At 57.5% G+C, this 26,892-nt stretch carries 22 protein-coding genes and 1 pseudogene; 5 read left to right on the top strand and 18 right to left on the bottom strand.

Going from position 1 to position 26,892, the window contains the following annotated elements:
- Positions 1–24 precede the first annotated feature (24 nt).
- The 3 genes from NTD81_RS07265 to ltnD are packed head-to-tail and all read right to left on the bottom strand — an operon-like array spanning position 25 to position 2,868.
- A complete protein-coding gene (locus tag NTD81_RS07265; RefSeq protein ID WP_262181001.1) occupies positions 25–663 on the bottom strand; it encodes an aldolase in 639 nt (212 codons plus the stop codon).
- Positions 660–1,952, bottom strand: coding sequence for a 3-oxo-tetronate kinase (gene otnK / locus NTD81_RS07260; protein ID WP_262180997.1), 1,293 nt, complete (start codon positions 1,950–1,952; stop codon positions 660–662). Before otnK ends, NTD81_RS07265 begins: the two co-directional genes overlap by 4 nt.
- A 10-nt stretch (positions 1,953–1,962) precedes the next feature.
- Positions 1,963–2,868: an L-threonate dehydrogenase gene (gene ltnD, locus NTD81_RS07255; protein ID WP_262180994.1), complete on the bottom strand. Its 906-nt coding sequence runs from the start codon at positions 2,866–2,868 to the stop codon at positions 1,963–1,965.
- 590 nt (positions 2,869–3,458) lie between these two features.
- Here ltnD and NTD81_RS07250 point away from each other — a divergent pair.
- Positions 3,459–5,330 (top strand): annotated as a pseudogene (locus tag NTD81_RS07250) (diguanylate cyclase domain-containing protein); the annotation flags it as partial.
- Between the two features lie 181 nt (positions 5,331–5,511).
- Here NTD81_RS07250 and NTD81_RS07245 read toward each other — a convergent pair.
- The 11 genes from NTD81_RS07245 to sdhC form a co-directional block, all read right to left on the bottom strand.
- Positions 5,512–6,246, bottom strand: coding sequence for a DUF599 domain-containing protein (locus tag NTD81_RS07245; RefSeq protein WP_262180991.1), 735 nt, complete (start codon positions 6,244–6,246; stop codon positions 5,512–5,514).
- A 103-nt stretch (positions 6,247–6,349) separates the two neighbouring features.
- The gene (gene brnQ, locus NTD81_RS07240) at positions 6,350–7,663 is read right to left on the bottom strand and encodes a branched-chain amino acid transport system II carrier protein (protein ID WP_262180989.1); all 1,314 of its coding nucleotides are present in this window, start codon (positions 7,661–7,663) and stop codon (positions 6,350–6,352) included.
- A 268-nt stretch (positions 7,664–7,931) separates the two neighbouring features.
- A complete protein-coding gene (gene sucD / locus NTD81_RS07235) occupies positions 7,932–8,819 on the bottom strand; it encodes a succinate--CoA ligase subunit alpha (RefSeq protein WP_108488307.1) in 888 nt (295 codons plus the stop codon).
- On the bottom strand, positions 8,819–9,985 hold the full coding sequence (gene sucC, locus NTD81_RS07230) for an ADP-forming succinate--CoA ligase subunit beta (RefSeq protein WP_262180984.1): 1,167 nt from the start codon (positions 9,983–9,985) through the stop codon (positions 8,819–8,821). The genes sucD and sucC overlap by 1 nt, the downstream gene beginning before the upstream one ends.
- 193 nt (positions 9,986–10,178) lie before the next feature.
- Positions 10,179–11,615, bottom strand: a complete 1,437-nt coding sequence (gene lpdA / locus NTD81_RS07225) for a dihydrolipoyl dehydrogenase (protein WP_262180982.1) — start codon at positions 11,613–11,615, stop codon at positions 10,179–10,181.
- A gap of 63 nt (positions 11,616–11,678) precedes the next feature.
- Entirely contained in the window at positions 11,679–12,914 is a 1,236-nt protein-coding gene (gene odhB, locus NTD81_RS07220) for a 2-oxoglutarate dehydrogenase complex dihydrolipoyllysine-residue succinyltransferase (protein WP_262180980.1), read from the bottom strand.
- 67 nt (positions 12,915–12,981) lie between these two features.
- Positions 12,982–15,813, bottom strand: a complete 2,832-nt coding sequence (locus tag NTD81_RS07215) for a 2-oxoglutarate dehydrogenase E1 component (protein ID WP_262180978.1) — start codon at positions 15,811–15,813, stop codon at positions 12,982–12,984.
- 245 nt (positions 15,814–16,058) lie between these two features.
- Complete coding sequence (locus NTD81_RS07210; RefSeq protein WP_262180976.1) at positions 16,059–16,766, bottom strand: succinate dehydrogenase iron-sulfur subunit; 708 nt, start codon at positions 16,764–16,766, stop codon at positions 16,059–16,061.
- Between the two features lie 11 nt (positions 16,767–16,777).
- Positions 16,778–18,550 carry a succinate dehydrogenase flavoprotein subunit gene (gene sdhA, locus NTD81_RS07205; RefSeq protein WP_262180974.1) on the bottom strand — a complete coding sequence of 591 codons (1,773 nt, stop codon included), beginning with the start codon at positions 18,548–18,550 and terminating at the stop codon, positions 16,778–16,780.
- Positions 18,551–18,553: 3 nt separating this feature from the next.
- Positions 18,554–18,922: a succinate dehydrogenase, hydrophobic membrane anchor protein gene (gene sdhD, locus NTD81_RS07200; protein ID WP_262180972.1), complete on the bottom strand. Its 369-nt coding sequence runs from the start codon at positions 18,920–18,922 to the stop codon at positions 18,554–18,556.
- Positions 18,916–19,290, bottom strand: coding sequence for a succinate dehydrogenase, cytochrome b556 subunit (sdhC, locus tag NTD81_RS07195; RefSeq protein WP_262180970.1), 375 nt, complete (start codon positions 19,288–19,290; stop codon positions 18,916–18,918). The genes sdhD and sdhC overlap by 7 nt, the downstream gene beginning before the upstream one ends.
- 362 nt (positions 19,291–19,652) lie before the next feature.
- Here sdhC and gltA point away from each other — a divergent pair, with 362 nt between their 5' ends.
- Positions 19,653–20,927 carry a citrate synthase gene (gene gltA, locus NTD81_RS07190; RefSeq protein ID WP_262180968.1) on the top strand — a complete coding sequence of 425 codons (1,275 nt, stop codon included), beginning with the start codon at positions 19,653–19,655 and terminating at the stop codon, positions 20,925–20,927.
- Between the two features lie 63 nt (positions 20,928–20,990).
- On the opposite strand, the gene NTD81_RS07185 is transcribed toward gltA, so the two are convergent.
- The 3 genes from NTD81_RS07185 to NTD81_RS07175 all read right to left on the bottom strand — a co-directional run bounded on the left by NTD81_RS07185 (position 20,991) and on the right by NTD81_RS07175 (position 22,916).
- Complete coding sequence (locus tag NTD81_RS07185; protein WP_262180966.1) at positions 20,991–21,599, bottom strand: START domain-containing protein; 609 nt, start codon at positions 21,597–21,599, stop codon at positions 20,991–20,993.
- A 74-nt stretch (positions 21,600–21,673) separates the two neighbouring features.
- Positions 21,674–21,934, bottom strand: a complete 261-nt coding sequence (locus NTD81_RS07180) for a YkgJ family cysteine cluster protein (protein WP_262180964.1) — start codon at positions 21,932–21,934, stop codon at positions 21,674–21,676.
- Between the two features lie 94 nt (positions 21,935–22,028).
- Positions 22,029–22,916 carry an NAD(P)-dependent oxidoreductase gene (locus NTD81_RS07175; RefSeq protein WP_262182069.1) on the bottom strand — a complete coding sequence of 296 codons (888 nt, stop codon included), beginning with the start codon at positions 22,914–22,916 and terminating at the stop codon, positions 22,029–22,031.
- A gap of 220 nt (positions 22,917–23,136) precedes the next feature.
- On the opposite strand from NTD81_RS07175, the gene NTD81_RS07170 reads away from it, so the two are divergent.
- From NTD81_RS07170 to rhtA, 3 genes are all read left to right on the top strand, one after another.
- Positions 23,137–23,688 carry an exonuclease domain-containing protein gene (locus NTD81_RS07170; RefSeq protein ID WP_262180962.1) on the top strand — a complete coding sequence of 184 codons (552 nt, stop codon included), beginning with the start codon at positions 23,137–23,139 and terminating at the stop codon, positions 23,686–23,688.
- A 60-nt stretch (positions 23,689–23,748) separates the two neighbouring features.
- Positions 23,749–24,030, top strand: a complete 282-nt coding sequence (locus NTD81_RS07165; protein WP_262180960.1) for a pyrimidine/purine nucleoside phosphorylase — start codon at positions 23,749–23,751, stop codon at positions 24,028–24,030.
- A gap of 124 nt (positions 24,031–24,154) precedes the next feature.
- A complete protein-coding gene (gene rhtA / locus NTD81_RS07160) occupies positions 24,155–25,048 on the top strand; it encodes a threonine/homoserine exporter RhtA (RefSeq protein WP_262180958.1) in 894 nt (297 codons plus the stop codon).
- A 15-nt stretch (positions 25,049–25,063) separates the two neighbouring features.
- On the opposite strand, the gene NTD81_RS07155 is transcribed toward rhtA, so the two are convergent.
- Positions 25,064–26,839 (bottom strand): ABC transporter transmembrane domain-containing protein, encoded by a 1,776-nt coding sequence (locus tag NTD81_RS07155; protein ID WP_262180956.1) that lies wholly within the window; start codon positions 26,837–26,839, stop codon positions 25,064–25,066.
- Positions 26,840–26,892: the final 53 nt, after the last annotated feature.

Below are 26,892 nucleotides of genomic sequence, written 5' to 3'. Positions count from 1 at the left end.
AATGTCTGTCTTAAATCTTGCCGGTTACCAGCGCGCGCCGAACACCTCTCTGAGCTCAGTCAGCGCCTGCTGATCGAGTGGCTCGGGTTTGGGGTCGGTCATCAGCCAAAGCTTGGCGGTTTCTTCCAGCTCTTCTAGAAGATAACTGGCCTTAGATACTGAGCTTTCCCAGACCACCGGGCCTAGCCGCTCAAGCATCACCCCGCGGACACGGTTGGCCAGCTCCGCGACTTGCTCAGCCACCAGGGGGGAGCCCGGACGCTGATAGCCGATCAGCGGAATATGCCCGACCTTCATCACCTGATATGGCGTTAAAGCTGGCAGGATGTCCTCCTCCAGCCACACGCAAGCAAGGGTCAATGCCACCAGATGGGTCGAGTGGGTATGCACCACACCACCGACACTTGAATTGCGATCGTAGACTTGGCGATGAAGCGCCAGTGTCTTCGATGGTTTATCCCCGGATATCCACTCCCCGGCCAGATTGACCTTGGCTATGGCTGCCGGATCAAGGCGTCCCAAACAGGCGTCCGTTGGTGTAATCAACCAGCCATCGTCCAACCGTGCGCTGATATTGCCAGCAGTGCCAACGGTGTATCCACGCTGATAAAGGCTGCGCCCAACGTCGCAAATCTCTTCTCGCAAAGCGTTTTCCGAGCTCACTGCACACCTCCGGCGAGTTGGCTTAGGGCCTTGCTGAAAAACTCCCGGCCGCCGAAGTTTCCTGATTTCAGAGCCAACGCCAGAGGCTCTTCAGTCGTGCTGACTGTTGCGGGTACGCCAGGGTCAATCTGCCCGCCAATTTGCAGCAGTTGGATGCCCAGCGCCTGCACCACAGCCCCTGATGTCTCACCACCGGCGATCACAAAACGGCGGACGCCGCTCTGCTGCAAACCTTGGGCAATTTCAGCAAACGCCTGCTCAACCAGACTGCCCGATTTTTCGACGCCTAGTTGTCGTTGAACCGACTTGACCTCGTTCGGTGAACTGGTGGCATAGATCAAGACCGTGCGCTTGCTCTCGCGTGCAAAATTCAGGGCTTGCGTAACGACGGGTTCGCCGGCGGCCAAAGCCAGGGGATCAATACGCAGGGCTGGATGGCCCGCTTCAATCCAGGCCGCGACCTGACCATTTGTGGCGGTTGAGGCACTGCCCGCCAGGACGACTTCCCCTCCGGAGACTTGCGGCAATTTTGCCGCGTCTAGGTCACGCAGCTTTCCGGCACGGCGGAAGTTGCCTGGCAGCCCCAGAGCCAATCCCGAGCCCCCGGTCAACAACGGCAGGTCGGCGCACGCTGAACCCAGGGTATATAGATCCTGATCCGACAGAGCATCGGCAATCGCGATGCCACCCCCCTGCTCTCGCAGTTCGGCAATACGAGTCCTTACGGATTCAACGCCCTGGGCGATGGTGTCATAACGCAGCAAACCCACATTCAGCTGAGTCTGCATCTTTAAGATACGAACCAGGTTGGCATCCGTCATCGGTGTCAGCGGATGGTGCTCCATGCCCGACTCATTAAGCAGTTGATCCTGCACAAATAAGTGACCACGAAAGATCGTCCGGCCATTCTCCGGAAATGCCGGGCAGGCTATGGTGAAGTTGCTATCCAGGGCTCGGAGTAACGCTTCGCTGACCTGCCCGATATTACCCGCAGCAGTAGAGTCGAAGGTTGAGCAGTATTTGAAATAGATCTGTTCGCAGCCCTGCGCGCGCAGCCAGGCCAGAGCCTTGAGGGATTCTTCAAGCGCCTGCGCCACCGGTGCGGTACGGGATTTCAGGGCAATGACAATGGCGTCGGCATCCAGTGTGGCGGTCGCTTTATCGTTGGGAATGCCAATGCTTTGTACGGTGCGCATGCCACCTCGAACCAGCATATTGGCAAGATCGGTCGCCCCCGTGAAATCGTCGGCGATGCAGCCCAATAATGGGCGTGCGGACAATGTCGTCATGAAGCGTTCCTCAAGCAGATTCAGTCTGAGTGGCTGGCAGTTCGATACCCGGGAATATCTTGATCACTGCCGAGTCATCCTCACGGCCAAAGCCTGCACTGGAAGCTTGCATAAACATCTGATGAGCCGTTGCCGAAAGTGGCAATGGAAATTTGCTGGCCCGGGCAGTATCCAATACCAACCCTAGGTCTTTGACGAAAATATCGACGGCAGACAATGGCGTGTAATCCGCGTTAAGAATATGCGGCACGCGATTCTCGAACATCCAGGAGTTACCGGCACTGTGGGTAATCACCTCATACAGCGCCGCTGCATCTACCCCTTCTCGCAAGCCCAGCGCCAGTGCTTCAGCTGCAGCGGCAATATGCACACCTGCCAACAGCTGGTTGATAATTTTGACTTTCGAACCCAGGCCATGGGTGTCGCCCAGGCGATAGACCGTTGCGGCCATAGCGGCCAGAACGTCGTCGGCTTTGGCGTAGGCCTCAGCAGGTCCAGAGGTCATCATCGTCATCTCACCGGCAGCCGCTTTAGCGGCACCTCCGGAGATCGGCGCATCGAGATAAAGCAACCCGAGGGCGGCGAGCTTCTGCCCAAGTTCTACGGCATAGGTTGGCGCGACTGTGGCACAACCTATCACTACGCTACCTGGCCGCAACCCAACCACGGCGCCAGTCTCTCCAAACAGAACCGTATCCGTCTGCTCGGCATTCACCACAACACTAATGATCAGATCACACTCGGCAGCTATATGGGCGGGCGAGGTGCAGGCTACGCCGCCCTCTTCACTGAACTGCTCTATAACGGCACTGCGAACATCATAGGCATGCACATTGAATCCACTGCGTAACAACGTACGGGCTATTCCCAAGCCCATTGCGCCTAGGCCGATGACACCGACATTCTTGTTATTCATGGGAACTCCAAAGCAAAACAAAGACGGCTTCTACTCTCAGGCGCCAACGCTGACCGAGTTGTAGATGTTGCCGAAGCAGGCTTGGCCAACACGCAGGGACGTCGCTTAGACACACTGTCTGAGCACCGAGTCGGTTAAAGCCCCTCGTTGTGGTCGTGTGAAACCTCGTCTACCCGGTGCAGAAATCATCCGCCAATGATCAGATTATGTGAAGTATTTTTGAAATCTAACATTTTTTAACATACCAATTCAGCAGCACCTAAACACGAAAAACCTGAGCAATAAAAATCCGCTTAACTCAGTTAAAGTCTTTTAAGTCAATGTCTTAGGTATATTTAAAAATGAGTGCGAAAACTGACTCGCGCGCTGCAGAGGGTATTTCCCCGTTTGTCGGCTGATGATTTTTGGGGAAAAACGTTAGCTGTGGTCACCGGCCGCCAGCCTTAATGTCGAACAAACAGGCGCATCTGTTCGGCGGTGTACGTCGAGCCGTTGTCACGTAAGCATTTATGGCGCTCGTTCAACCCGCAGATTTAGTGCTTAGCCGATTCGCAGCGCATGTGTAGACTATCGTCCCACAATGAACCCGTATGCCGGCCATGTCGCGGGCATTAGCCAACGCTGCGACCGCCACTGAGCCTATGTCAGCCACTCGCCTGCCTTCATTACTTGCCTGCTGGCTGCTCAGCCTGATCGCGTGCCTCAGCCCGGTATTTAGCCAAGCCGCTGGCCTAGACGCCGCCGACCTGCCCCCCGAACCGACGGTGCTCACCCCCTACCTAGGCTTACTGGAAGACCCGCAAGGTCAGCTCAGCCTGGATGATGTGTTGCAACCGCAGATCCATGAGCGCTTTGTCCAACAAGGAGCGGTTAAATCAATCGGCCTAGGCTTTAGCCAATCTGCTTTCTGGCTGCGCATCCCCCTAGCCAATAGCAGCGCCGTCGCCATTGAGCCGCTGCTGGTCTTGGCCAATCCGCGTATCGCCTCAGTGCAGTTGTATGTGCCAGATGGCCAAGGGCATTTTGCGCGGATTGAAACCGGCAGCGACCTGCCCAGTTCAACGCGGGTGTTCGATGATCGTCACTTCGTTTTTCCACTCCAGTTGCCGGCCCATAGCGAAGCCGTGCTGTACATGCGCGTGCAGTCCAACATCGGCCTCTTAGTGCCTTTGCAACTGTGGTCGGGTAGCGCTTTCAGCCTGGCGCAGCGCAGCGATTACACCGCACAGGCTTGGTACTTCGGCATGGCCAGCGCCATGATCCTATTCAACCTGCTACTGGCCATTGCCCTGCGCGAGCACATCTATCTGTATTACGTGCTGTTTGCCAGCAGCACGGCTTACACGTTCGCCATCAAAAATGGCCTGGCGCCTGACTTAGCCTGGAGCGGCTGGCAACTGAACAGCAACGTAGCGTATTTCAGTGGGGTTTCCATCGCGCTGGCAAGCATGTTGTGGTTTATGCGCAAGATGCTCGAAAGCCATGTACTGCTGCCTCGGCTTGATCGCTGGCTACGCTTGTGCATCGTCCTGTACCTGCTCAGCCTGCCGCTGTATACCTACTCTCTGGTGACCTTCGCCCGCGTCGGTATCGTCCTCAATCTGCTCACCGTGCTATTGATCTTTGTGGTGGCCATTCGCGGGGCCTGGCTACGCCAGCGCGGCGCCTATTTCTTTCTCGCCGCCTTTAGCTTGCTCATGTTAGGTGGCGCCGTCACCTCGCTGCGGGCCATGGGCCTGCTGCCAAACAACCCCTTGACCACTGACGGCATCCAGTTCGCCTCGGTTTGCGAAATGCTCCTGCTGGCCTTCGCCTTGGCTGACCGGATCTACGTGATCCGCCGTGACAAAGCCCAGGTCCAGCGCCAGCTGCTGCATGCGCAGCAATTGCTGGTCAGCACCTTGCAGGACTCGGAACGGGAACTGGAGCGGCGCGTGGCAGAACGCACCGAAGAGCTGCGCTTAAGCAACAGCAAGCTGGAAGCCATGTCGCTAACCGATGCCCTCACCGGTATCGCCAACCGCCGTCACTTCGATCAGGTCCTGACTCAAGAATGCAGCCGCGCACAACGTATTCAGGCGCCGTTGACCCTGGCGGTAATCGACGTGGATTGGTTCAAGCCATTCAATGATCTGTACGGCCATCCCAGCGGGGATCGCTGTCTGCGCCAGATAGCCGCGAGCCTGAGCCAGGCATGTCGGCTCAGCGATTTAGTCGCGCGCTACGGCGGTGAGGAGTTTGTCATCCTCGCGCCAATGACCGGGGCAGATGGAGCGCAGGCCCTGGCGGAGAAAATCGTCAGCGCGATCAGCGCCCTCAACCTGCCCCACGCCCAAGCGCCCATTGGTCGAGTCAGCGTCAGCTTGGGTTACGCCGTGGCGCTGGCAAACACGCCCATTAACGCCGAGCAACTCCTGCAGCAAGCCGACCAGGCGCTGTATCAAGCCAAACAGCAGGGACGCAATCAGTACGTCGGCGCGGTGGCGGCGGTGCAAAAGCGCCCCGAGCAGCGAGCAGCGAGCAGCGAGCAAGCGAAGCATAAGCTGGAAAACGCCGGGCAGCGCTGCTCTTCTACGGCACTTTTGCACGCTGCGTGCGCAGTTGCGTCCAACTCAAGGCAACAGCCCTATGCCGCCCGCAGGATTAGTCCAAGGCGTCCTTGCTCGGCTCAGCCACCACGGTTTGCGTGTAAACCATCACTTCCAGCACTCTCGAATGGAATTCGCGGCGGTACAGCACCCACACCACGCCTGCCGTCACCAGCATAAAAAACCACGGATTGATAAACCAAGCCAAGGTCGCCATGCCGAAGTAATAGGCGCGCAGGCCCTGGTTAAACTGATTGGCGGCCATGGATATCACCCGCGCCGCCCGCAGCCCGAAAGCCTTACGCTCCTGCTCGTTAACCTGCCGCTCGCTGATCATCGGCGCCGAGCCGACAAGCACCGCGGCAAAGTTGTATTGACGCATGCACCAGCTAAAGGTGAAGAAGGCATAGACAAACACCAGCCCCAAACACAGCAACTTAAACTCCGACAAACCACGACTGGCCTCCTGCACAAAGGGCAAGTCGGCCAGCAGCGAAGTGGCGCGGTCAGAAGCGCCTAGCACGGTGAGAATACCGGCCAGAATAATCAGGGTACTGGAAGCAAAAAACGAGGCGTTGCGCTCCAGATTGCCGACCACGTTGGCATCGGCAATGCGGTTCTCGCGCAGCAACATGCGCCGCATCCAATCCTCACGATACAGGTGCAGCACGCTAGCCAGGCAAGGTGTGGTTTTACCCTTGTGCAGGGCATAACGCGTGTAGCCCGCCCAACACAGAATAAACCAGAGCACCGCTAAAACGTGGGGCAGGTACCAATCGTGAACAGGCATAGCAACTCCTTCGCGTCAAAAGTCGGCGGATTATAGACAGCCCTGGCCATCTGCCCATAAAAAAGGCCGCTCAATTGAGCGGCCTCAGGCACATCGGTCTGGCTTAGTTGAGCACCGCTTTCGGCGCGCCCAGCGCACGATCGACGATCACCGCCAGCAGCAAGGCTACTAACGCCGGCACCAGCCAGCCCATGCTCAAGGATGACAGTGGCAAGTGGCTGAACCAGGCCGGCACCAAGTGTTCCCAGCCGGCGGCGGCAATACCGTCAGCCAGGCCAAAGATAAAGGTCAGCCCCATTACCGGGATAAACACCCGCGACGGTTTGAGCCACAGCCGATCCGCCAGGCTCAGGGCAACCAAAACAATGGCCAGCGGATACAGGCCCACCAATACCGGTACCGAAACGCTGATCAAATGGGTCAGGCCTTGGTTAGCAACGGCCATGCTGAACAGGCCGAAGGCGATCACCACCTTGCGGTAGGACAGACCAAACATGGCGCTGAAGAACTCACCACACGCGCTGAGCAAGCCCACTGCGGTGGTCAGACAGGCCAGCATGATCACCACGGCCAGCAGCAAGCTGCCGCCCTTACCAAAGGTGTGTTGCACATAGGCGGCGAGGATCTGCCCGCCGTTCTGCGCATCGCCAGCGATATTGCCACTGGTAGCGCCGAGGTAAAACAGCGACACGTACACCAGCGACAGACCAATAGCAGCGATGATCCCGGCGATAATCGAATAGCGAGTGACCAAGCCATTATCCGTGATGCCCTGATCACGAATGGCCGTGGTAATCACAATACCGAACACCAGCGCACCAAGCGCATCCATGGTCAGGTACCCCTGCAGGAAGCCCTGTACCAGCGGTGCTTCCCGGTAGGCATCGGTGCTCGTGCTGAACTCGCCAGCTGGGGCGAAAACCCCTGCCAAGCCGAGAATCAACAAACCGGCGAGCAATACCGGGGTGATCAACTTGCCGACACGATCGACCAGCTGACCCGGATTGAGCGACAGGAACAGCACGATGGCGAAGTAACCTAGGGTGTACAGCAGCAGAGCCATGCTGCTGTTGCCGGTGATCGGCGCTACGCCAATCTCAAACGAGGCCACCGCAGTACGGGGGGTCGCAAACAGCGGGCCAATGGCTAAGTAAACCGCTACCGCCAGAATCGCACCGGCGACTTTGCCAATCGGCGCAGTGAGCTTATCCATACCGCCGCCGACCCGGGCCAGCGCCACTACGGTTAGCAAGGGTAAACCCACGCCAGTGAGCAGAAAGCCCATTGCAGCGGGTAGCAGGTGATCACCTGCAGCCATACCGGCACTAGGGGGGAAGATGATATTGCCGGCGCCAAGGAACAGCGCAAATGTCATAAAGCCAAGGGCAACCAAATTGGTGCCTTTCAAACGAGTCATAGAAGGGATACCACAAGCAGAAAAAAGATTGATTCCGAGGGTTTCCCGATGGATCGGGGGAAACGTCACCTAGCCGGTTAGGCTCGATCGCTAGCTGCGCGTTATCACTTTTGATGATCGCGCCCTGCAAAAAAGTTCTAACAATTTTATAGGTTTACGTGCGGCTGCACTTAACTTCTTGTCGGATAAGTCAAAAAAAACTTGCTTATTAACTTTTCACTAAAGCAAAAAAAGCCACCCGAAGGTGGCTTTTTTAAGTCAGCAACGCTTAAGCGTTTTTGACTTCCCAACCAGTCAGTTCAGCCAGAGCTTTACCGATGTCGGCCAGGGAACGCACAGTTTTCACACCAGCGTCTTGCAGAGCAGCGAATTTCTCGTCTGCAGTGCCTTTACCGCCGGAGATGATTGCACCCGCGTGGCCCATACGCTTGCCTGCCGGAGCAGTTACACCAGCGATGTAGGAAACCACAGGCTTGGTCACGTTGGCTTTGATGTAAGCCGCGGCTTCTTCTTCAGCGCTGCCGCCGATCTCACCGATCATCACGATCGCTTCGGTCTTCGGATCTTCCTGGAACAGTTTCAGGATATCGATGAAGTTCGAGCCTGGGATCGGGTCACCACCGATACCAACGCAAGTGGACTGACCGAAACCAGCATCGGTAGTCTGCTTAACAGCTTCATAGGTCAGGGTGCCGGAACGCGACACGATGCCTACTTTGCCTGGCAGGTGGATGTGGCCTGGCATGATGCCGATTTTGCACTCGCCCGGAGTGATCACGCCTGGGCAGTTCGGGCCAATCAGCACTACACCCAGCTCGTCGCACTTAACTTTGGCTTCGAGCATGTCGATGGTAGCGATACCTTCGGTGATGCACACGATCAGCTTGATGCCGCCGAAAGCAGCTTCCAGGATCGAGTCTTTGCAGAACGGAGCCGGAACGTAGATCACCGAGGCAGTAGCGCCAGTGGCTTCTACAGCTTCCTTAACGGTGTTGAACACCGGCAGGTTCAGGTGAGTGGTGCCGCCTTTGCCCGGAGTCACGCCGCCAACCATCTTGGTGCCGTAGGCGATGGCTTGTTCGGAGTGGAAAGTACCTTGCGAGCCAGTGAAGCCTTGGCAGATTACTTTGGTGTCTTTATTGATCAGGACGCTCATTACTTGCCCTCCGCAGCTTTAACGACTTGCTGTGCAGCGTCGGTCAGGCTGGTTGCCGCGATGATGTTCAAGCCACTTTCAGCCAGTACTTTGGCACCCAGTTCAGCGTTGTTACCTTCCAGACGCACAACCACTGGGATCTTCACGCCGACTTCTTTCACGGCGCCGATGATGCCTTCAGCAATCATGTCGCAACGAACGATGCCGCCGAAGATGTTCACCAGTACGGCAGCGACGTTGCTGTCGGACAGGATGATTTTGAACGCTTCGGTCACGCGCTCTTTGGTAGCACCACCACCTACGTCGAGGAAGTTGGCTGGCTTACCGCCGTGCAGGTTAACGATGTCCATGGTGCCCATGGCCAGACCAGCACCGTTGACCATGCAGCCAATGTTGCCTTCCAGCGCTACGTAGTTCAGTTCGAACTTGGCAGCGTGAGCTTCGCGCGGATCGTCTTGCGAGGCGTCGTGCATAGCACGCAGCTTCGGCTGACGGTACAGGGCGTTGGAGTCGATGTTGATCTTGGCGTCCAGGCAGTGCAGGTTGCCGTCAGCTTTGATCACCAGCGGGTTCACTTCCAGCAGAGCCAGGTCGTAGTCCTGGAACAGCTTGGCCAGACCAACGAAGATCTGAGTGAATTGCTTGATCTGGTCGCCTTGCAGGCCCAGTTGGAAAGCCAGCTCGCGGCCCTGGAACGGCTGTGCGCCGACCAGTGGATCGATAGTGGCCTTGAGGATTTTCTCAGGGGTATCGTGAGCGACTTTCTCGATGTCCACACCACCTTCGGTGGAGGCCATGAACACGATGCGACGGCTGGAACGGTCAACGACCGCGCCCAGGTACAGTTCTTTGGCGATATCGGTGCAAGATTCGACCAGGATTTTGCTCACTGGCTGACCATTGGCGTCAGTCTGGTAAGTCACCAGACGCTTGCCCAGCCAGTTGGCAGCAAATGCCTTGGCGTCGTCTTTGCTCTTAACCAGTTTCACGCCGCCCGCTTTACCGCGACCGCCAGCGTGGACCTGAGCCTTAACGACCCATTCAGTGCCGCCGATTTTTTCGCAAGCTGCTGCGGCTTCTTCCGGGGTGTCTACCGCGAAGCCTTTGGATACGGGCAGGCCGTATTCAGCGAACAGCTGCTTACCCTGATACTCGTGGAGATTCATGCTTTTCTACCGTCTTCGTTTAGGTATTGCGCATACGATGCTGCAAATATTTGCCGCACCACCTGTGACTGCTTAACAGCAATCCGACTGGTCTTCCGCGCAGCCAGCAATGCTGTACACGGGCCACCTGTCGTGGTTTCTTATTCTGGGCCCTGCCCTGGCACTGCCAGAACGGGGCGCAGACTATAGCGTGTTAACGCTTCTTACGGTTGGCAATGTGAATAGCGTGGCCATTCACAGCCAGAGCGGCTTCGTGCAGCGCTTCAGACAGGGTTGGATGGCTGAACACCATCATGCCCAGGTCTTCGGAGCTAGTACCGAATTCCATGCCGATAGCGCCTTGCTGAACCAGCTCAGCAGCGCTAGGACCAATCACGTGGACACCCAGGACACGGTCGGTATTGGCATCAGCGATAACCTTAACCAGGCCGCCGGTGTCGTTAGCCGCCATGGCGCGACCACTGGCCGCAAACGGGAAGGTGCCGACGTTGATGGCCACGCCTTCGCTCTTCAGTTGCTGCTCGGTTTTACCGACCCATGCAATTTCCGGGTGAGTGTAGATAACCGATGGGATCAGGTCGTAGTTCATTTGCGCTTTGTGACCGGCGATACGCTCGGCAACCATCACGCCCTCTTCCGAGGCTTTGTGCGCGAGCATGGCACCACGCACCACGTCGCCAATGGCGTAAACGCCTGGCACGCTGGTTTCGCACTGATCGTTAACGAAGATGAAACCGCGCTCATCCAGGGTCACGCCGCTGTCAGCAGCCAGCAGGTCGGTGGTCACTGGGCGACGGCCTACGGCCACGATCAGCTTGTCGAACACCAGTTTCTGCTCGCCTTCGGAGTCAGTGAAGCTCACAGTTACTTGCTTCTTCTTCACTTCCGAAGCGGTCACGCGAGCGCCCAGACGGATTTGCAGACCTTGCTTGGTCAGGGTTTTCAGAGCTTCTTTGGAGATTTGCTCATCAGCCGCTGGCAGGAATTTATCCAGCGCTTCGATAACAGTCACCTCAGCACCCAGACGCGACCATACCGAGCCCAGTTCCAGACCGATAACGCCAGCGCCGATCACACCCAGACGCTTAGGTACGCTTTGGAATTCCAAGGCGCCAGTGGAGTCGACGATGACGTCTTGATCAACTGGGGCTGGCGGAATGTCGATTGGCTTGGAGCCGGAAGCCAGGATCACGCTGGTGGCTTCAACCACTTGGGTCTTGCCATCGCGGTCGGTCACTTCAACTTGCTTGTTAGCCAGCAGCTTGCCGTGGCCTTCCAGCAGCGTTACGCCGTTAGCCTTGAACAGGCCAGCAACACCACCGGTGAGGTTTTTGATGATGCTGTTCTTACGACCAACCATGGCTGGCACGTCGATGCTGACGTTCGGCGCAGAGATACCGTGTACAGCGAAGCCTTCTTTGGCTTCGTGGTACTTCCAGGAGCTGTCCAGCAGCGCCTTGGACGGGATACAACCCACGTTCAAGCAAGTACCACCCAGGGCCACTTTGCCTTCTTTATCCTGATATTTCTCGATGCACGCGGTCTTGAGACCAAGCTGAGCCGCTTTGATGGCAGCAACGTAGCCGCCTGGGCCTGCACCTATGACTACCACGTCAAATTTCTGGGTCATAACTCATTCCTTCTCGGATAAACCGGGCGGCCCCTTTTGAGGGCCGTCGTGGATGTGTCGCGCTTAGATGTCCAGCAGCAGACGAGCCGGGTCTTCCAGCAGATTTTTGATAGTAACCAAGAAGCTCACAGCTTCTTTACCGTCGATCAGGCGGTGATCGTAAGACAGAGCCAGGTACATCATCGGGCGGATCACTACTTGGCCGTTGATCGCCATAGGCCGCTGGATGATGTTGTGCATGCCCAGAATCGCAGCCTGCGGTGGGTTAACGATCGGCGTCGACATCATCGAACCGAAGGTGCCACCGTTGGTGATGGTGAAGGTACCGCCAGTCATTTCGTCGATCGACAGTTTGCCGTCGCGAGCTTTTTTACCGAAGGTGGCAATGCCGTTTTCAACTTCAGCCAGGCTCATCAGCTCAGCGTTACGCAGTACCGGTACGACCAGACCACGGTCGCTGGAAACCGCAACACCGATGTCTTGGTAGCCGTGGTACACGATGTCGCCGCCGTCGATGGAAGCGTTGACCGCTGGGAAGCGCTTCAGCGCTTCAACCGAAGCTTTCACGAAGAACGACATGAAGCCCAGGCGCACGCCGTTGTGGGTCTTCTCGAACAGATCTTTGTACTTCGAACGCAGGGCCATGACTTCAGTCATGTCAACTTCGTTGAAGGTGGTCAGCATGGCCATGGACGACTGTGCTTCAACCAGACGCTCAGCGACTTTGGCGCGCAGACGGGTCATTGGCACGCGCTTCTCAACGCGATCGCCAGCGGCCAGAACTGGAGCGGCAGCAGCAGCGGCAGGCGCAGCAGCTTTTGGCGCAGCAGCCGGAGCATTTTTCTTGGCTTCAACAGCAGCGACTACGTCTTCTTTAGTGACGCGACCGCCTTTGCCAGTGCCGGCGATGCTGTTCGGGTCAATGCCGTTTTCTTCAGCCAGCTTACGCGCAGCTGGCGACAGGATTTGATCGTCGCCAGCAACTGCTGGAGCAGCGGCAGCCGGGGCAGCAGCTGGAGCCGCGGCGGCAGGAGCAGCAGCCGGTGCCGGAGCAGCAGCACCGCCCTCACCCAAGGTGCCCAGTACTTCGTTGCTCAGTACGGTGTCGCCTTCGTTCTTGATGATCTGACCCAGAACGCCATCAGCTTCAGCCAGTACTTCGATCACAACTTTGTCGGTTTCGATGTCAACGATCAGTTCGTCGCGCTTGACTGCATCACCTGGTTTTTTGTGCCAAGTCGCCACGGTGCCGTCGGCAACCGATTCTGGGAAGGTAGGGGCTTTGATCTCGATAGCCATTTCGTGTGTTCCTTAAATTCGGTTTCTGCTAGCAGGCGACCCTTGGGGCCGCCTGCCGGGCAAGGCGTTAAACAGTAAAGGCGTCTTGCAGGAGTTTTTCCTGCTGTTCAGCGTGCATCGATGCATAGCCACAGGCAGGTGCGGCAGAAGCATCGCGACCGGCGTATTCCAGTACCAGAGTCTTCTTATGCGCGCTAACGGCACGACGCATATTGTGCTGACTGCAATACCAAGCGCCTTGGTTCATCGGCTCTTCCTGACACCAGACGATGTGCTTGACGTTCTTGTACGGGGCAAGCGCCTCGCCCAAGTCGTCCGCCGGGAACGGATACAGCTGCTCGATGCGCACAATGGCGATGTCTTCGCGGCCTTCGTTACGGCGTTTTTCCAGCAGGTCGTAGTAAACCTTGCCGCTGCACAGGACAACGCGCTCGACTTTCTTCGGATCGATGTTATCGATCTCCGGAATGACGGTTTGGAACGAACCTTCGGCCAGATCTTCCAGGGTCGAAATCGCCAACTTATGACGCAGCAGCGACTTAGGAGTCAACACGACCAATGGCTTACGCAGCGGGCGAATCACCTGGCGGCGCAGCAAGTGGTAGATCTGTGCCGGGGTGGTCGGCACCGCCACTTGCATGTTGTGTTCAGCACACAGCTGCAGGTAACGCTCCAGACGCGCCGAGCTGTGCTCAGGGCCTTGGCCTTCATAACCGTGCGGCAGCAGCATAGTCAGACCGCACAGACGGCCCCACTTGTGCTCACCACTGGAGATGAACTGGTCAAATACCACTTGCGCACCGTTGGCGAAGTCACCGAACTGCGCTTCCCAGATCACCAGCGAGTTAGGCTGGGTGGTGGCGTAACCGTACTCGAAGGCCAGTACCGCTTCTTCCGAGAGGAAGGAGTCATACAGCTCGAACTTCGGCTGATCAGCAAACAGATTTTTCAGCGGCACATAGGTGCCCGCGTCTTTCTGGTTGTGCAGCACTGCGTGACGGTGGGAGAAGGTACCGCGACCAATGTCCTGGCCGGTCATACGGATCGGGTGGCCTTCAAACAACAGGGTTGCGTACGCCATGGTTTCGGCATAGCCCCAGTTGATCGCCAGCGCACCGGCGCCCATCTTCTGACGGTCTTCGAGAATCTTCGAAACCTGACGCTGAACCAGGAAGCCCTCTGGAATTTCCAGCAGCTTATTGGACAGCTCTTGCAGGGTTTTCAGATCAAAACGGGTGTCGTGACGCGCAGTCCAGATGTGGCCCAGGTATGGGCGCCAGTCGACGAACAACTCTTTGTTCGGCTCTTTGACCAGGCTCTTCACTACGTGCTGGCCGTTGTCCAGAGCGGTACGGTAGTCATCGACCTTGGCTTGCACGTCATCAGCAGTCAGGCGCGCAGCGTTGGTCAGAACTTCAGCGTACAGCTCACGGGTGGTGCGCTGTTTGCTGATTTGCTGATACATCAGCGGCTGAGTGCCACTTGGCTCGTCGGCCTCGTTGTGACCGCGACGGCGGTAGCACACCAAGTCGATGACCACGTCACGCTTGAACTGCATGCGGTAGTCAACGGCCAGCTGAGTGACGAACAGCACGGCTTCCGGATCATCACCGTTAACGTGCAGGATCGGCGCCTGAATCATCTTGGCGACGTCGGTGGCGTACTCAGTGGAGCGCGCATCCAGCGGGTTGCTGATGGTGAAACCCACTTGGTTGTTGATCACCACGTGGATCGTGCCGCCAGTCTTGAAGCCGCGGGTTTGCGACATCTGGAAGGTTTCCATGACCACACCCTGACCCGCGAATGCGGCGTCACCGTGCAGCGAAACCGGCAGTACTTTTTCGCCCGACTCGTCGTTACGACGATCCTGACGGGCGCGTACCGAACCCTCAACCACTGGCGAAACGATCTCCAAGTGGGATGGGTTAAACGCCATAGCCAAGTGCACTTCGCCGCCAGCCGTCATGACGTTGGAGGAGAAGCCTTGGTGGTATTTCACGTCACCGGAAGAAAGACCGATGGTTTTCTTGCCTTCGAACTCGTCGAACAGATCACGCGGGTTTTTGCCGAAAGTGTTAACCAACACGTTCAGACGACCACGGTGAGCCATGCCGATAACGATTTCTTTGGTGCCGTAGGAACCGGAGCGCTGGATGATTTCATCCATCAGCGGGATCAAGCTCTCGCCGCCTTCCAGACCGAAGCGCTTAGTGCCTGGGTATTTAGTACCGAGGTATTTTTCCAAACCTTCAGCAGCGGTCAGACGTTCCAGCACATGGCTCTGCACATCGGCGGAGTAATCAGGACGACCACGTACGCTTTCCAGACGCTGCTGGAACCAGCTGCGCTGCTCGGAATCGACGATGTGGGTGAACTCGGCGCCAATGGTGCGGCAATATGTCTGCTGCAAAACGTCGCGGATTTCCCGCAAAGTAGCCTCTTCCTTGCCGATGACCAAGCCGCCTGTGTGATAGGTGGTGTCCAAATCGGCATCAGTCAAACCGTAATGACTGATATTGAGGTCAGCAGGAACCGGGCGTTGCCACAGACCAAGCGGGTCGAGCTTGGCTGCTTGATGGCCGCGCATGCGATAAGCCTGAATCAGACGCAGGACTTCAACCTGCTTCTTCTCGTGCTCACTGCTAATGCTGCCAGCGGAAACGGGCTGGGCACGGCGCTGGTTTTTCGCGAGCAAGACGAAATGATCGCGAATGGTGGAGTGCGATACATCGGTGGCGGCGCTGCCGTCGGTAGGTAACTTCTGGAAGTAAGTGCGCCACTCTTCTGGCACAGCGTTGGGATCGTGCAGGTAAAGCTCATAGAGCTCTTCCACATAGGCAGCGTTACCACCGGATAGGTGGGCACTGTCCCACATGCGCTGCATCACGCTTTCTTGCATGCTAGGTCACCCTCGGTAAGGGGACACCATCGGCGAAGAAACGTATAGCTTGCCAGTCATAAAGCAGCGACTGCTCAGCCACTACGGATCTCGCAGATAGTCCGGGCACCAGCCCGGATGCCCCTGCTGGTCGTCATATATTTCAAGGTCAGGACCACCACTTTGTGAGCAGCAGTCCTAGTTTTTACTACGACATCAGCCTGAAACTGATGCCGTAGGTATTACAGGTTTAGCAAACAACGCTATTAAGTACCGCTTTGCAGCAACATATTACGTACGTGGCCGATTGCCTTGGTTGGGTTCAGACCCTTAGGGCAAACGTTGACGCAGTTCATGATGCCACGGCAACGGAACACGCTGAACGGATCGTCCAGTGCAGCCAGACGCTCTTCGGTCTTGGTGTCACGGCTGTCAGCCAAGAAACGGTAGGCTTGCAGCAGTGCAGCAGGGCCGAGGAACTTGTCAGGGTTCCACCAGAACGATGGGCAGCTAGTCGAGCAGCAGGCGCACAGAATGCACTCATACAGACCGTCAAGCTTCTCACGCTCGGCTGGCGACTGCAGACGTTCGATAGCCGGCGACGGCTTGTCGTTCTGCAGGTACGGCTGAACTTTTTCGTACTGTTTGTAGAAGATGCTCATGTCTACAACCAGGTCACGAATGACCGGCAGGCCTGGCAGCGGGCGGATCACCAGCTTGCCGCCTTTGAGGCCAGCAGCAGAGATCGGCGTGATACAGGCCAAGCCGTTCTTGCCGTTGATGTTCATGCCATCGGAACCGCACACGCCTTCACGGCAGGAACGACGATACGAGAAGCCTTCGTCTTGTTCCTTGATCAGGGCCAGCACGTCCAAGACCATGATGTCCTTGCCGTGGGTGTCGACCTGAAAGTCCTGCATAAAGGGAGCAGCATCCTGCTCCGGGTTGTAACGGTAAACACTGACTTGCAACATATCAGTCACCCTTAATAAGTCCGAATCTTGGGTTCAAATGCTGGGACGGTCTTCGGCGCAAAGTTGACGGCACGCTTGCTTACGCGCTTCTCGCCTGGGAAGTACAGGGAGTGGCACAGCCAGTTTTCGTCATCACGATCTTCGAAGTCTTCACGAGCATGAGCACCACGGGATTCCTTGCGGACCTCAGCGGCGATCGCAGTGGCTTCGGCCACTTCGAGAAGGTTTTGCAGTTCCAGCGCTTCGATACGCGCAGTGTTAAACGCTTGGCTCTTATCAGAGATCTTAACTTTGGCAATACGTTCACGCAGATCCGCCAATTGGGCGATACCCTTCTGCATGTATTCGCCGGAGCGGAATACACCGAAGTAGTTCTGCATGCACTGTTGCAGCTCGCGCTTGAGCGGGGCCACTTCTTCGCCAGTGGAGCGCTCGTTGACACCAGCCAGACGCGACAGCGACTGCTCGATATCCGTTTCGCTAGCACCGCGGACTTCAACGCCTTCTTTCAGCGATTTTTCCAGGTGAATACCAGCCGCGCGACCGAATACCACCAAGTCCAGCAGCGAGTTGCCGCCCAGACGGTTGGCACCGTGTACCGATACGCAAGCCACTTCACCTACCGCAAACAGACCGTCGATGATGCGGTCGTTGCCATTGGCGTCCTGAGTGATCGCCTGACCATGAATGTTGGTGGCAACGCCGCCCATCATATAGTGGCAAGTTGGGATAACCGGGATCGGCGCAACAGCAGGGTCAACGTGGGCGAAGGTTTTCGCCAGCTCCATGATGCCTGGCAGGCGGCTGTGCAGCACTTCCTCACCCAGGTGATCAAGCTTGAGCAGTACGTGGTCTTTGTTCGGGCCAACACCGTTACCGGCGAGAACCTCTTTAACCATCGAACGAGCAACCACGTCACGACCGGCCAAGTCTTTGGCGTTAGGTGCATAGCGCTCCATAAAACGCTCGCCGTGGGAGTTGATCAGGTAACCACCTTCACCGCGGCAGCCTTCAGTCACCAGTACACCGGCGCCGGCAATACCGGTTGGGTGGAACTGCCACATTTCGATGTCTTGTACCGGCACACCAGCACGCAGCGCCATACCTACACCGTCACCGGTGTTGATCAGGGCGTTAGTGGTGGAGGCATAGATACGACCGGCGCCGCCAGTGGCCAGAACCACGGCCTTGGAGCGAATGTAAACGGTTTCGCCAGTTTCGATGCAAATAGCGATGACGCCGACGACGGCGCCGTCCTGGTTCTTCACCAGGTCTACGGCGTACCACTCGTTGAGGAATGAGGTGCCAGCTTTCAGGTTGCCTTGATACAGAGTGTGCAGCAGTGCGTGACCAGTACGGTCTGCGGCGGCACAAGTACGGGCAGCTTGAGTTGGGTTATCCGGGCCTTTGGACTGACCGCCGAACGGACGCTGATAAATGCGGCCTTGTTCGGTACGGGAGAACGGCATGCCCATGTGTTCCAGCTCGTATACGGCTTCAGGGCCTACGGAACACATATATTCGATAGCGTCTTGGTCGCCGATATAGTCGGAACCTTTGACGGTGTCGTACATGTGCCAGCGCCAATCGTCATTCGGGTCAGCCGAAGCGATTGCACAGGTGATGCCGCCCTGCGCCGATACAGTGTGCGAACGAGTTGGGAAAACCTTGGTAACGACCGCAGTTTTATGACCACCTTGGGCCAACTGCAGGGCTGCGCGCATACCGGCGCCGCCGCCACCAACAATGATGGCGTCGTAAGAAAGAGTGCGAATGCTTGTCATGGATCAGTTACCCCAAAAAATCTGCACGCCCCAGACGAACAACACGAACATGGCGACGCCACATACGGCCTGGAACAGGAAACGCACAACAGTTGCCCACTTGCCCAGCGCCATCGGCGTCAGGTAGTCAGTGGAGATGGTCCACATGCCAACCCAGGCGTGAACGACCAACCCGACTAGGGTCAGCAGGCTGAAAATGCGCATTGCATTATGGGAGAACAACGCATGCCACTCGGTGTAGCCCATGCCTGGATTGCACACGACGTAGCCGAGCAGGAACAATACATAAGCCGCGAGCAGGACAGCGGAAACGCGCTGCGCCATCCAGTCATAAAGACCCGAACGCGAAAAGTTCGTGACGTTAGTTACCATATCCACACCCCCAGCAGCACGATCACAATCGCCGCAACGACGAGTACGATTTTCGAGCCCAGCTTGCCGCCTTCCAGCGTCTCACCGATGCCCATATCCATGATCAAGTGGCGTACACCGGCCACCAGGTGGTACAGCAGAGCGGACAGCAGACCCCATACCACAAACTTAGCCAGCGGGCTGGCCAGACATTCCTGCACCTGGGCAAAGCCCTCAGCGGAGGTCAGCGACTTGTCGAGCGCGTACAGCAAAATAGCGATACCGACGAAGAGGATGACACCGGAGATACGGTGAAGAATGGAGGTGTAAGCAGTGATTGGGAGTTTGATAGTCCTAAGGTCTAGGTTTACAGGTCTTTGGCTATTCACGGCTTTTTTATCACACTGAGAGCCCCTAACTATCAGGGCAAAGTTGTCGGGAAGTGCACTGGTCAGGTACCCATCACCCAAGGAGTGACAACCACCAAAAACGGGCAACAAGCCCTTGGTAGCTGGGCGCAGAGTATAGACAGTTAGGGAACTAATGACAACGCAAAGCCCCCTACCTAATGGTGCATTGCGTCACGTGTAAAAAAGGCGTACAGGACGCTCTTTAGTGCTAACAATATAGCCGCAAACCCTTCTGCCATCTGGGTTTTCGCAAATTGACTTCTGAATTTATCTCACTATAGTGGTGCGGGCCCTGCGTGGGGGGCTGTCTGATGATTTCAAGCATAACCAGGAGGCCAAACATGGCTGACAAAAAAGCGCAGTTGATCATCGAGGGCGCTGCCCCCGTCGAGCTGCCCATTTTAACCGGCACCGTTGGTCCCGAAGTAATTGACGTGCGGAGCTTAACCTCCACCGGCCGCTTCACCTTTGATCCCGGTTTCATGTCCACCGCCTCGTGCGAGTCGAAAATCACCTATATCGACGGTGATAAAGGCATCCTGCTGCATCGCGGCTACCCCATTGAGCAGCTCGCTGAGCACTCTGACTACCTAGAAACTTGCTACCTGCTGCTCAATGGCGAATTGCCAAACGCAGAAGAGAAAGCCAAGTTCGTTAGCAACGTGAAGAACCACACCATGGTTCATGAACAGTTGAAGAGCTTCTTCAACGGCTTCCGTCGCGACGCTCACCCAATGGCCATCATGTGTGGCGTAGTCGGCGCCCTCTCCGCCTTCTATCATGACTCGCTGGACATCAATAACCCGCAACACCGCGAAATCTCTGCGGTGCGTTTGGTTGCTAAGATGCCAACGCTGGCGGCAATGGTTTACAAGTACTCCATGGGCCAGCCCATGATGTACCCGCGCAATGACCTCAATTACGCGGAAAACTTCCTGCACATGATGTTCAACACCCCATGCGAGATCAAACCGATCAGCCCGGTGTTGGCCAAGGCCATGGATAAGATCTTTATCCTGCACGCCGATCACGAGCAAAACGCGTCCACCTCTACCGTGCGTCTGGCCGGCTCTTCGGGTGCCAACCCGTTCGCCTGTATCGCTGCCGGTATCGCGGCACTGTGGGGCCCAGCCCACGGCGGTGCTAACGAAGCCGTACTGACCATGCTGGATGAAATCGGCAGCGTGGAAAACATCGACAAATTCATCGCCAAAGCCAAAGACAAGAACGATCCGTTCAAGTTGATGGGCTTCGGTCACCGCGTTTACAAAAACCGTGACCCACGCGCCACCGTGATGAAGCAGACCTGCGACGAAGTGCTGACCGAACTGGGCATCCACAACGATCCGCAACTGCAACTGGCCATGCGCCTAGAAGAGATCGCCCTGACCGATCCGTACTTCAAAGAGCGCAACCTGTACCCGAACGTCGACTTCTACTCGGGCATCATCCTCAAGGCCATCGGCATTCCAACCAGCATGTTCACCGTGATCTTCGCTCTGGCGCGGACCGTCGGCTGGATTTCGCACTGGAAAGAAATGCTCTCCAGCCCGTACAAAATTGGCCGTCCACGCCAGCTGTACACCGGCTACGAACAGCGCGATTTGAAAAAATAAGCACTGCTCGCAATAAAAAAGGCTGCCCCCGGGCAGCCTTTTTTTGTTTGCAGGAAACAGCCTTTAAGGCTTTTCCGCTAATTTGCGCAGCGCTTGCAAGGTCTTAAACGGTGAATCCACCACAAAGCTATTGGCCAACCAGCCCGGCACACTGCCACCAGGCTCGGTGTGCATCTGATAAACCACCTCGGTAACACCCGCCTGTGGCGTTATGCGCCAAAAGCCCTGGGCCTGTTCCACGCGGACAAAGCCTTTCTCTGCCGGCAAGTAGCTGGCCTGGCCTTCGAGTTTGCGCTCAACCTGGCCATCAGCGCCTTGCTCAGTCGTGACATGGAACACCGCATCGCGCGATTGCACCGGCCACGGCGCGTCAAAGCGGGCATAAATCCAACTCTGGGTGCCCTCACGCTTAAGTAGTTTTTGCTGCTTACAGCTATAAATCCAACTGCACGCTGCGCCGACGTCCTCTTGCATGGCGCGCAGCTTCTCCACCGGTGCCTTGATCTGCACCACGCCGCGATAGGCCTGATACTTGGAGCCTGCCACATCCTGCAGATAGACCTTGATGCCATCCTCATCTTTAACCAAGCGCCACGCTGGCTCAGCAGCCTGCGCCAGGGCAGCACTGAGCGCCGCAGCGCACCCGATTAACAACGGAACAAAAGCCCTCATTACGCCTCCTTGTGTCGCCCGTATAAGCAGTTATCGCTAATGCTGGTCCTGCATGGACCGCCGGGCTCAAGCTTTCAGACTGCGATTGCCGTGGTTTGCTCCAGCCAACCCAATAAATGAATCGCCTCAGCCGTATCGTTGCCGCACACCGCCTCATCCGCCTGAAAGGCTGAGCACACCGCCGGTCGCTCAGGCCGGCCGAAAATTCCACAGAGATTTTCGCTATTTAGGTGTAAACAGCGCACACCCGCAGGCTTGCCATTGGGCATGCCGGGGATAGCAGAAGTAATGGAGGGGGCGATACAACAGGCACCGCAACCGGCACGGCAGTTCATTTAGGCTGACCTCAAGGCACTAGAAGTTGGTGGGCGCGGATTTTACTCCGCGCCACAGCCGCCGCCAGCCCCACCTTAAGGGTGAGTTAAAAAATTATGGCCGCTTGAGGCGGGCCAACAGACTGGAGGTATCCCAGCGACCACCGCCCATGCCCTGTACATCGGCATAAAACTGATCGACCAGCGCCGTAACGGGTAGCTGCGCGCCATTGCGACGGGCCTCAGCCAGCAGAATAGACAGGTCTTTACGCATCCAATCCACGGCAAAACCATGTTCGAACTCGCCAGCGAGCATGGTCTTATGGCGATTTTCCAACTGCCAGGACTGCGCTGCGCCTTTGCTAATCACTGCCATTGCTCCTTCAGCGTCGAGCCCGGCGCACTGAGCAAAGTGCAGCGCCTCAGACAAGCCCTGGACCACACCGGCGATGCAAATCTGATTGACCATCTTGGTCAACTGGCCACTGCCGGCTTCGCCCATATGGCGAATCATCCGCGCATAGGCCTGAATCACCGGCTCGGCCTTGCTGTAATACGTCGCATCACCGCCGACCATGACGGTCAGCGCACCGTTCTGCGCCCCGGCCTGGCCGCCCGACACCGGCGCATCGAGAAAACCCAAGCCGCAACTTTGGGCAATACCGGCTAATTCGCGGGCCACTTCGGCCGATGCGGTGGTGTGATCGACCAACAGCGCCCCAGCCTGCATGCCGGCAAAGGCACCGCTATCGCCGAGCACGACGCTGCGCAAATCATCATCATTACCCACGCAGACCATCACCATCTCGGCCCCGGCAACGGCTTCACGCGGGGTGGCAGCAGCGCTGCCGGGGTACTCACTAAGCCACTGCTGCGCTTTCGCCGCGTTGCGGTTATACACGCGTACCTCATGCCCGGCCTGCGCCAAGTGCCCTGCCATCGGGTAGCCCATCACCCCTAAACCGATAAACGCTACCTTCGCCATATTCACCTCTGTACTGATTGATCTTGTGTGCCAACTGCATCAGGCCTGGCCATTTCGCGACTGGGCCTGCACGCATAGCGTCCTAACTTAGGCCACGACTTTTAGCCCACCCAGCATGCCGAGCACAACCTTCTAGCACCAGCACAGTCTCAGCGAAATTGCACACAACAGTCGCGGGCATTAGGCTGTAGCCCTGCCCGCCAGTGCCCCCCTACTGGCTACATGCAAAGGAGCGCGTATGCCGCATTGGCTGGTAATAGACTTGGAAGCCACCACCGAAGAAGGCGGCTGGCCAGTCTCGGATATGGAAATTATCGAAATCGGCGCCAGCCTGGTGGATAGCGCAGGCCACGAAATCAGTTATTTCCAGCGCTTTGTACGCCCACTCAGACGACCTAACCTGACCCTGTTCTGCCGCCAGCTGACTTACATCAACCAGGCCGATATCGATGCCGCCGCCACCTTTGATGTGATCTGGGAGCAAATGGAGCGCTGGCTGCAGAGCCAACAGCAGAATCTGGTCGGCTGGGTCAGCTGGGGCGATTACGATCGCCTGCAGCTGGAGCAGGAGTGGCTGCATCATCAACTGAGCAGCCAACTCAGCGCCATCCCCCATTACAACCTCAAGAAATGTTTCGCTGAAGCCCGCCACCTGCCCCGCCCAGTCGGTTTAAAAGCGGCGCTACAGCTTGCCGGCCTGCACTTTCAAGGCCAGCAACATCGCGCCCTGACCGACGCGCGCAACACTGCACGCTTACTCCCCCTAGTGTTGCCCCTGCAAAGCAGATGACGAGGCAAACACCCTTGGGCATACTGGCCACCCTTTTTTGTCCCTCGCGAGGATCTGCAGATGTTTAAGGTCAATGAATACTTCGACGGCACCGTTAAATCCATCGCCTTTGGCATGGAGCAAGGCGCCGCCACTATTGGCGTGATGGCTGCAGGCGAATACGAGTTCGGCACCAACCAATTGGAAATCATGCATGTGGTCGCCGGCGCCCTGACCGTTAAGCTGCCAGGCACCGAGAACTGGGAAACTTTTGCTGCCGGCAGCCAGTTCACCGTACCGGCCAACAGCAAATTCCAACTGAAAGTGGCAGTGGATACCGCTTACCTCTGCGAGTATCGCTAACTGCACCAAACCGTGCGTCCCCGAAGACGCACGCGCTAGCGCTTACCCTGCGCCCAAGAATTGATCTGAAGAGCCGGCCCACAAGGCCGGCTCTTTTATTGCATTGCACACCCAAGGACAAGCTATGCCCCGCTCCACCCAGTTTTCGCTGATTATCCTGCCCATCCTGCTACTGCTGGTGGCGATGAGTTCGATTCAGACCGGCGCATCCCTGGCCAAAGGCTTGTTTCCAGTGGTCGGCGCCAGTGGCACCACGGCCATGCGCCTGTGCATTGGGGCGCTCATTCTGTGCCTGATCATGCGCCCGTGGCGCGCACCGCTCACCGGCAAATCCTGGCGCGCCCTACTCGCCTACGGGATTTCCCTAGGCGGCATGAACCTGCTTTTTTATCTGTCGCTTAAGACCATTCCCCTAGGTATTGCGGTGGCCTTGGAGTTCACCGGGCCGCTGGCCTTGGCGCTGCTGTCAGCGCGCAGGGTCGTGGATTTTATCTGGATCGCCCTGGCCATCTGCGGCTTGCTTCTGTTGCTGCCAAGCGAGACATCGAGCACCGCCCTGGACCCAATCGGCATAGCCTTGGCCCTAAGTGCCGGGGTGTGCTGGGCGCTGTATATCGTCTTTGGGCAGAAAGCCGGGGCCGAGCATGGCCGCCATACGGTTGCCCTCGGCACCACAGTTGCGGCACTGGTGGTGCTGCCGGTAGGCATCTGGCAAGCCGGCAGCAGCCTGTTGGCCGTGGATATTCTGCCGGTGGCGATTGCCGTGGGCGTGATGTCCTCGGCCCTGCCCTATAGCTTAGAGATGGTCGCCCTGACACGCCTGCCGGCGCGCACCTTTAGCATCTTGATGAGCATGGAGCCGGCCATCGGCGCTCTGTGCGGCCTGCTCTTTCTTAGCGAGCAACTGAGCCTGACACAGTGGCTGGCGATCAGCGCCATCATCATCGCCTCCGCCGGCGCGGCGGCCACCATCAAGCCGCAAGCGAAAAAGGCCCCGGTCATAAAGACCGAGGTTTAACAGCGCGGCAGGGCCTTAGCCCTGCAGTGCCTCGTCAGCAAACTGCAGCTGGGCTAAGCGGGCATACAACGGGCTGTCGGTGAGCAACTGCGCATGGCTGCCGATGGCCACCAACTTGCCCTGCTCCACCACCGCAATCCGGTCAGCGCTGATCACCGTGGCCAAGCGATGCGCGATCACCAGCGTCGTGCGCCCTTCCATCAGACGCGGCAAAGCTTGCTGAATCAGATGCTCACTCTCGGCATCCAGCGCGCTGGTGGCCTCATCCAACAACAGAATCGGCGCATCGGCCAATAGCGCCCGGGCAATCGCCAAACGCTGGCGCTGGCCGCCGGACAAACCCAGGCCGGCATCGCCCAGATGGGTTTGATAGCCCTGGGGCAGTTGCAGAATAAATTCATGGGCGTGGGCCGCTTTGGCTGCGTTCTGCACGTCCTCAAGGCTGGCGTCACTGCGCCCATAACGGATGTTGTCCTCCACGCTGCCAAAGAACAGTGCCGGGCTTTGCGATACCCAAGCGAAGGCATGGCGCAGATCATGGGGATCAAGCTCGGCAATCGGCTGGCCATCGATCAGGATGGCGCCTTGCTGCGGATCAAAAAAGCGCAGCAGCAGATCGAACAGGGTCGACTTACCCGCCCCGGAAGGCCCGACCAAGGCCAGCGTCTCCCCGGCCTTCACCTGCAAATTAATGCCGTCCAAGGCGTTGCGTTCGGGCCGTGACGGGTAAGCGAAGTGCAAGTCCTTAAGCTCGATGCGCCCCTCTACGGGATGCTCAAGCTTGCGCACCTCGGTCGCGGGCGCGGTGATCAAGTTCTGCGCCTGGAGCAACTCGCTGATGCGCTCCGCCGCCCCTGCCGCGCGCTGCAACTCGCCAATCACCTCACTCAAGGTGCCGAACGAGGAGCCCACGATCAGGCTGTAAAACACAAAGGCCGCCAGCTCGCCGCCGCTGATGCGCCCGGCGATCACATCCATGCCGCCAACCCACAGCATCACGCCCACGGCGCCCAGCACCAGCACAATCACCACCGTAATCAGCCAAGCGCGCTGGGCGATGCGTTGGCGTGCCACATCAAAGGCAGCCTCGGCCGACCGACCAAAGCGGCGCATGTCCTCAGCCTGATGGTTGTAGGCTTGCACGGTTTTGATTTGCCCCAAAGCCTCGCCAACATAGCTCCCCACATCGGCAATGCGATCCTGGCTTTGCCGCGACAAGCTGCGTACACGCCGGCCAAACAGCAGAATCGGCGCCACCACCAAGGGCAAGGCCAGCAGCACGATGCCACTGAGTTTGGCGTTGGTGATCACCAACAGCACCGCACCCCCGAGCAACATGATCAGGTTGCGCAGAGCCATCGACAGCGATGAACCGATCACCGACTGCAGCAAAGTGGTATCAGCGGTTAAGCGCGACTGGATTTCCGAGCTGCGGTTACTTTCATAGAAGCCCGGGTGCAGCTCCACCAGATGGTTGAACACCTTCTTGCGGATATCGGCGACAAAGCGCTCGCCAATCCATGACACCAGATAAAAGCGCGCGTAAGTGCCGAGGGCCAAAGCCAGCACCAAGACGAAAAACAGACCAATGGATTTCTGCAGCGCCTGGGCCGACTGCGTCGCCAGACCGTGGTCGACCAACAAGCGGATACCTTGGCCCATGGACAACGTGATCGCGGCAGTAAACAGCAGCGCCACCAGCGCACCCACCACGCGCCAGCGATACGGGGCAATAAACCCCCAGGCCATACGTAAAGATTCACGACGACTGGAACTTAACGAAGCTGACATAGCGTCTCACTGGGCAGAGGGTTGGACCACATAGGCAGCGCTCGCAGCCGTTA

The organism is Pseudomonas sp. 5P_3.1_Bac2 (assembly GCF_025465995.1).
In the GTDB taxonomy this organism is placed as follows: domain Bacteria; phylum Pseudomonadota; class Gammaproteobacteria; order Pseudomonadales; family Pseudomonadaceae; genus Aquipseudomonas.
Note: the sequence above shows the minus strand (reverse complement) of the source record. Positions and strands in the feature narration are given on the sequence as shown.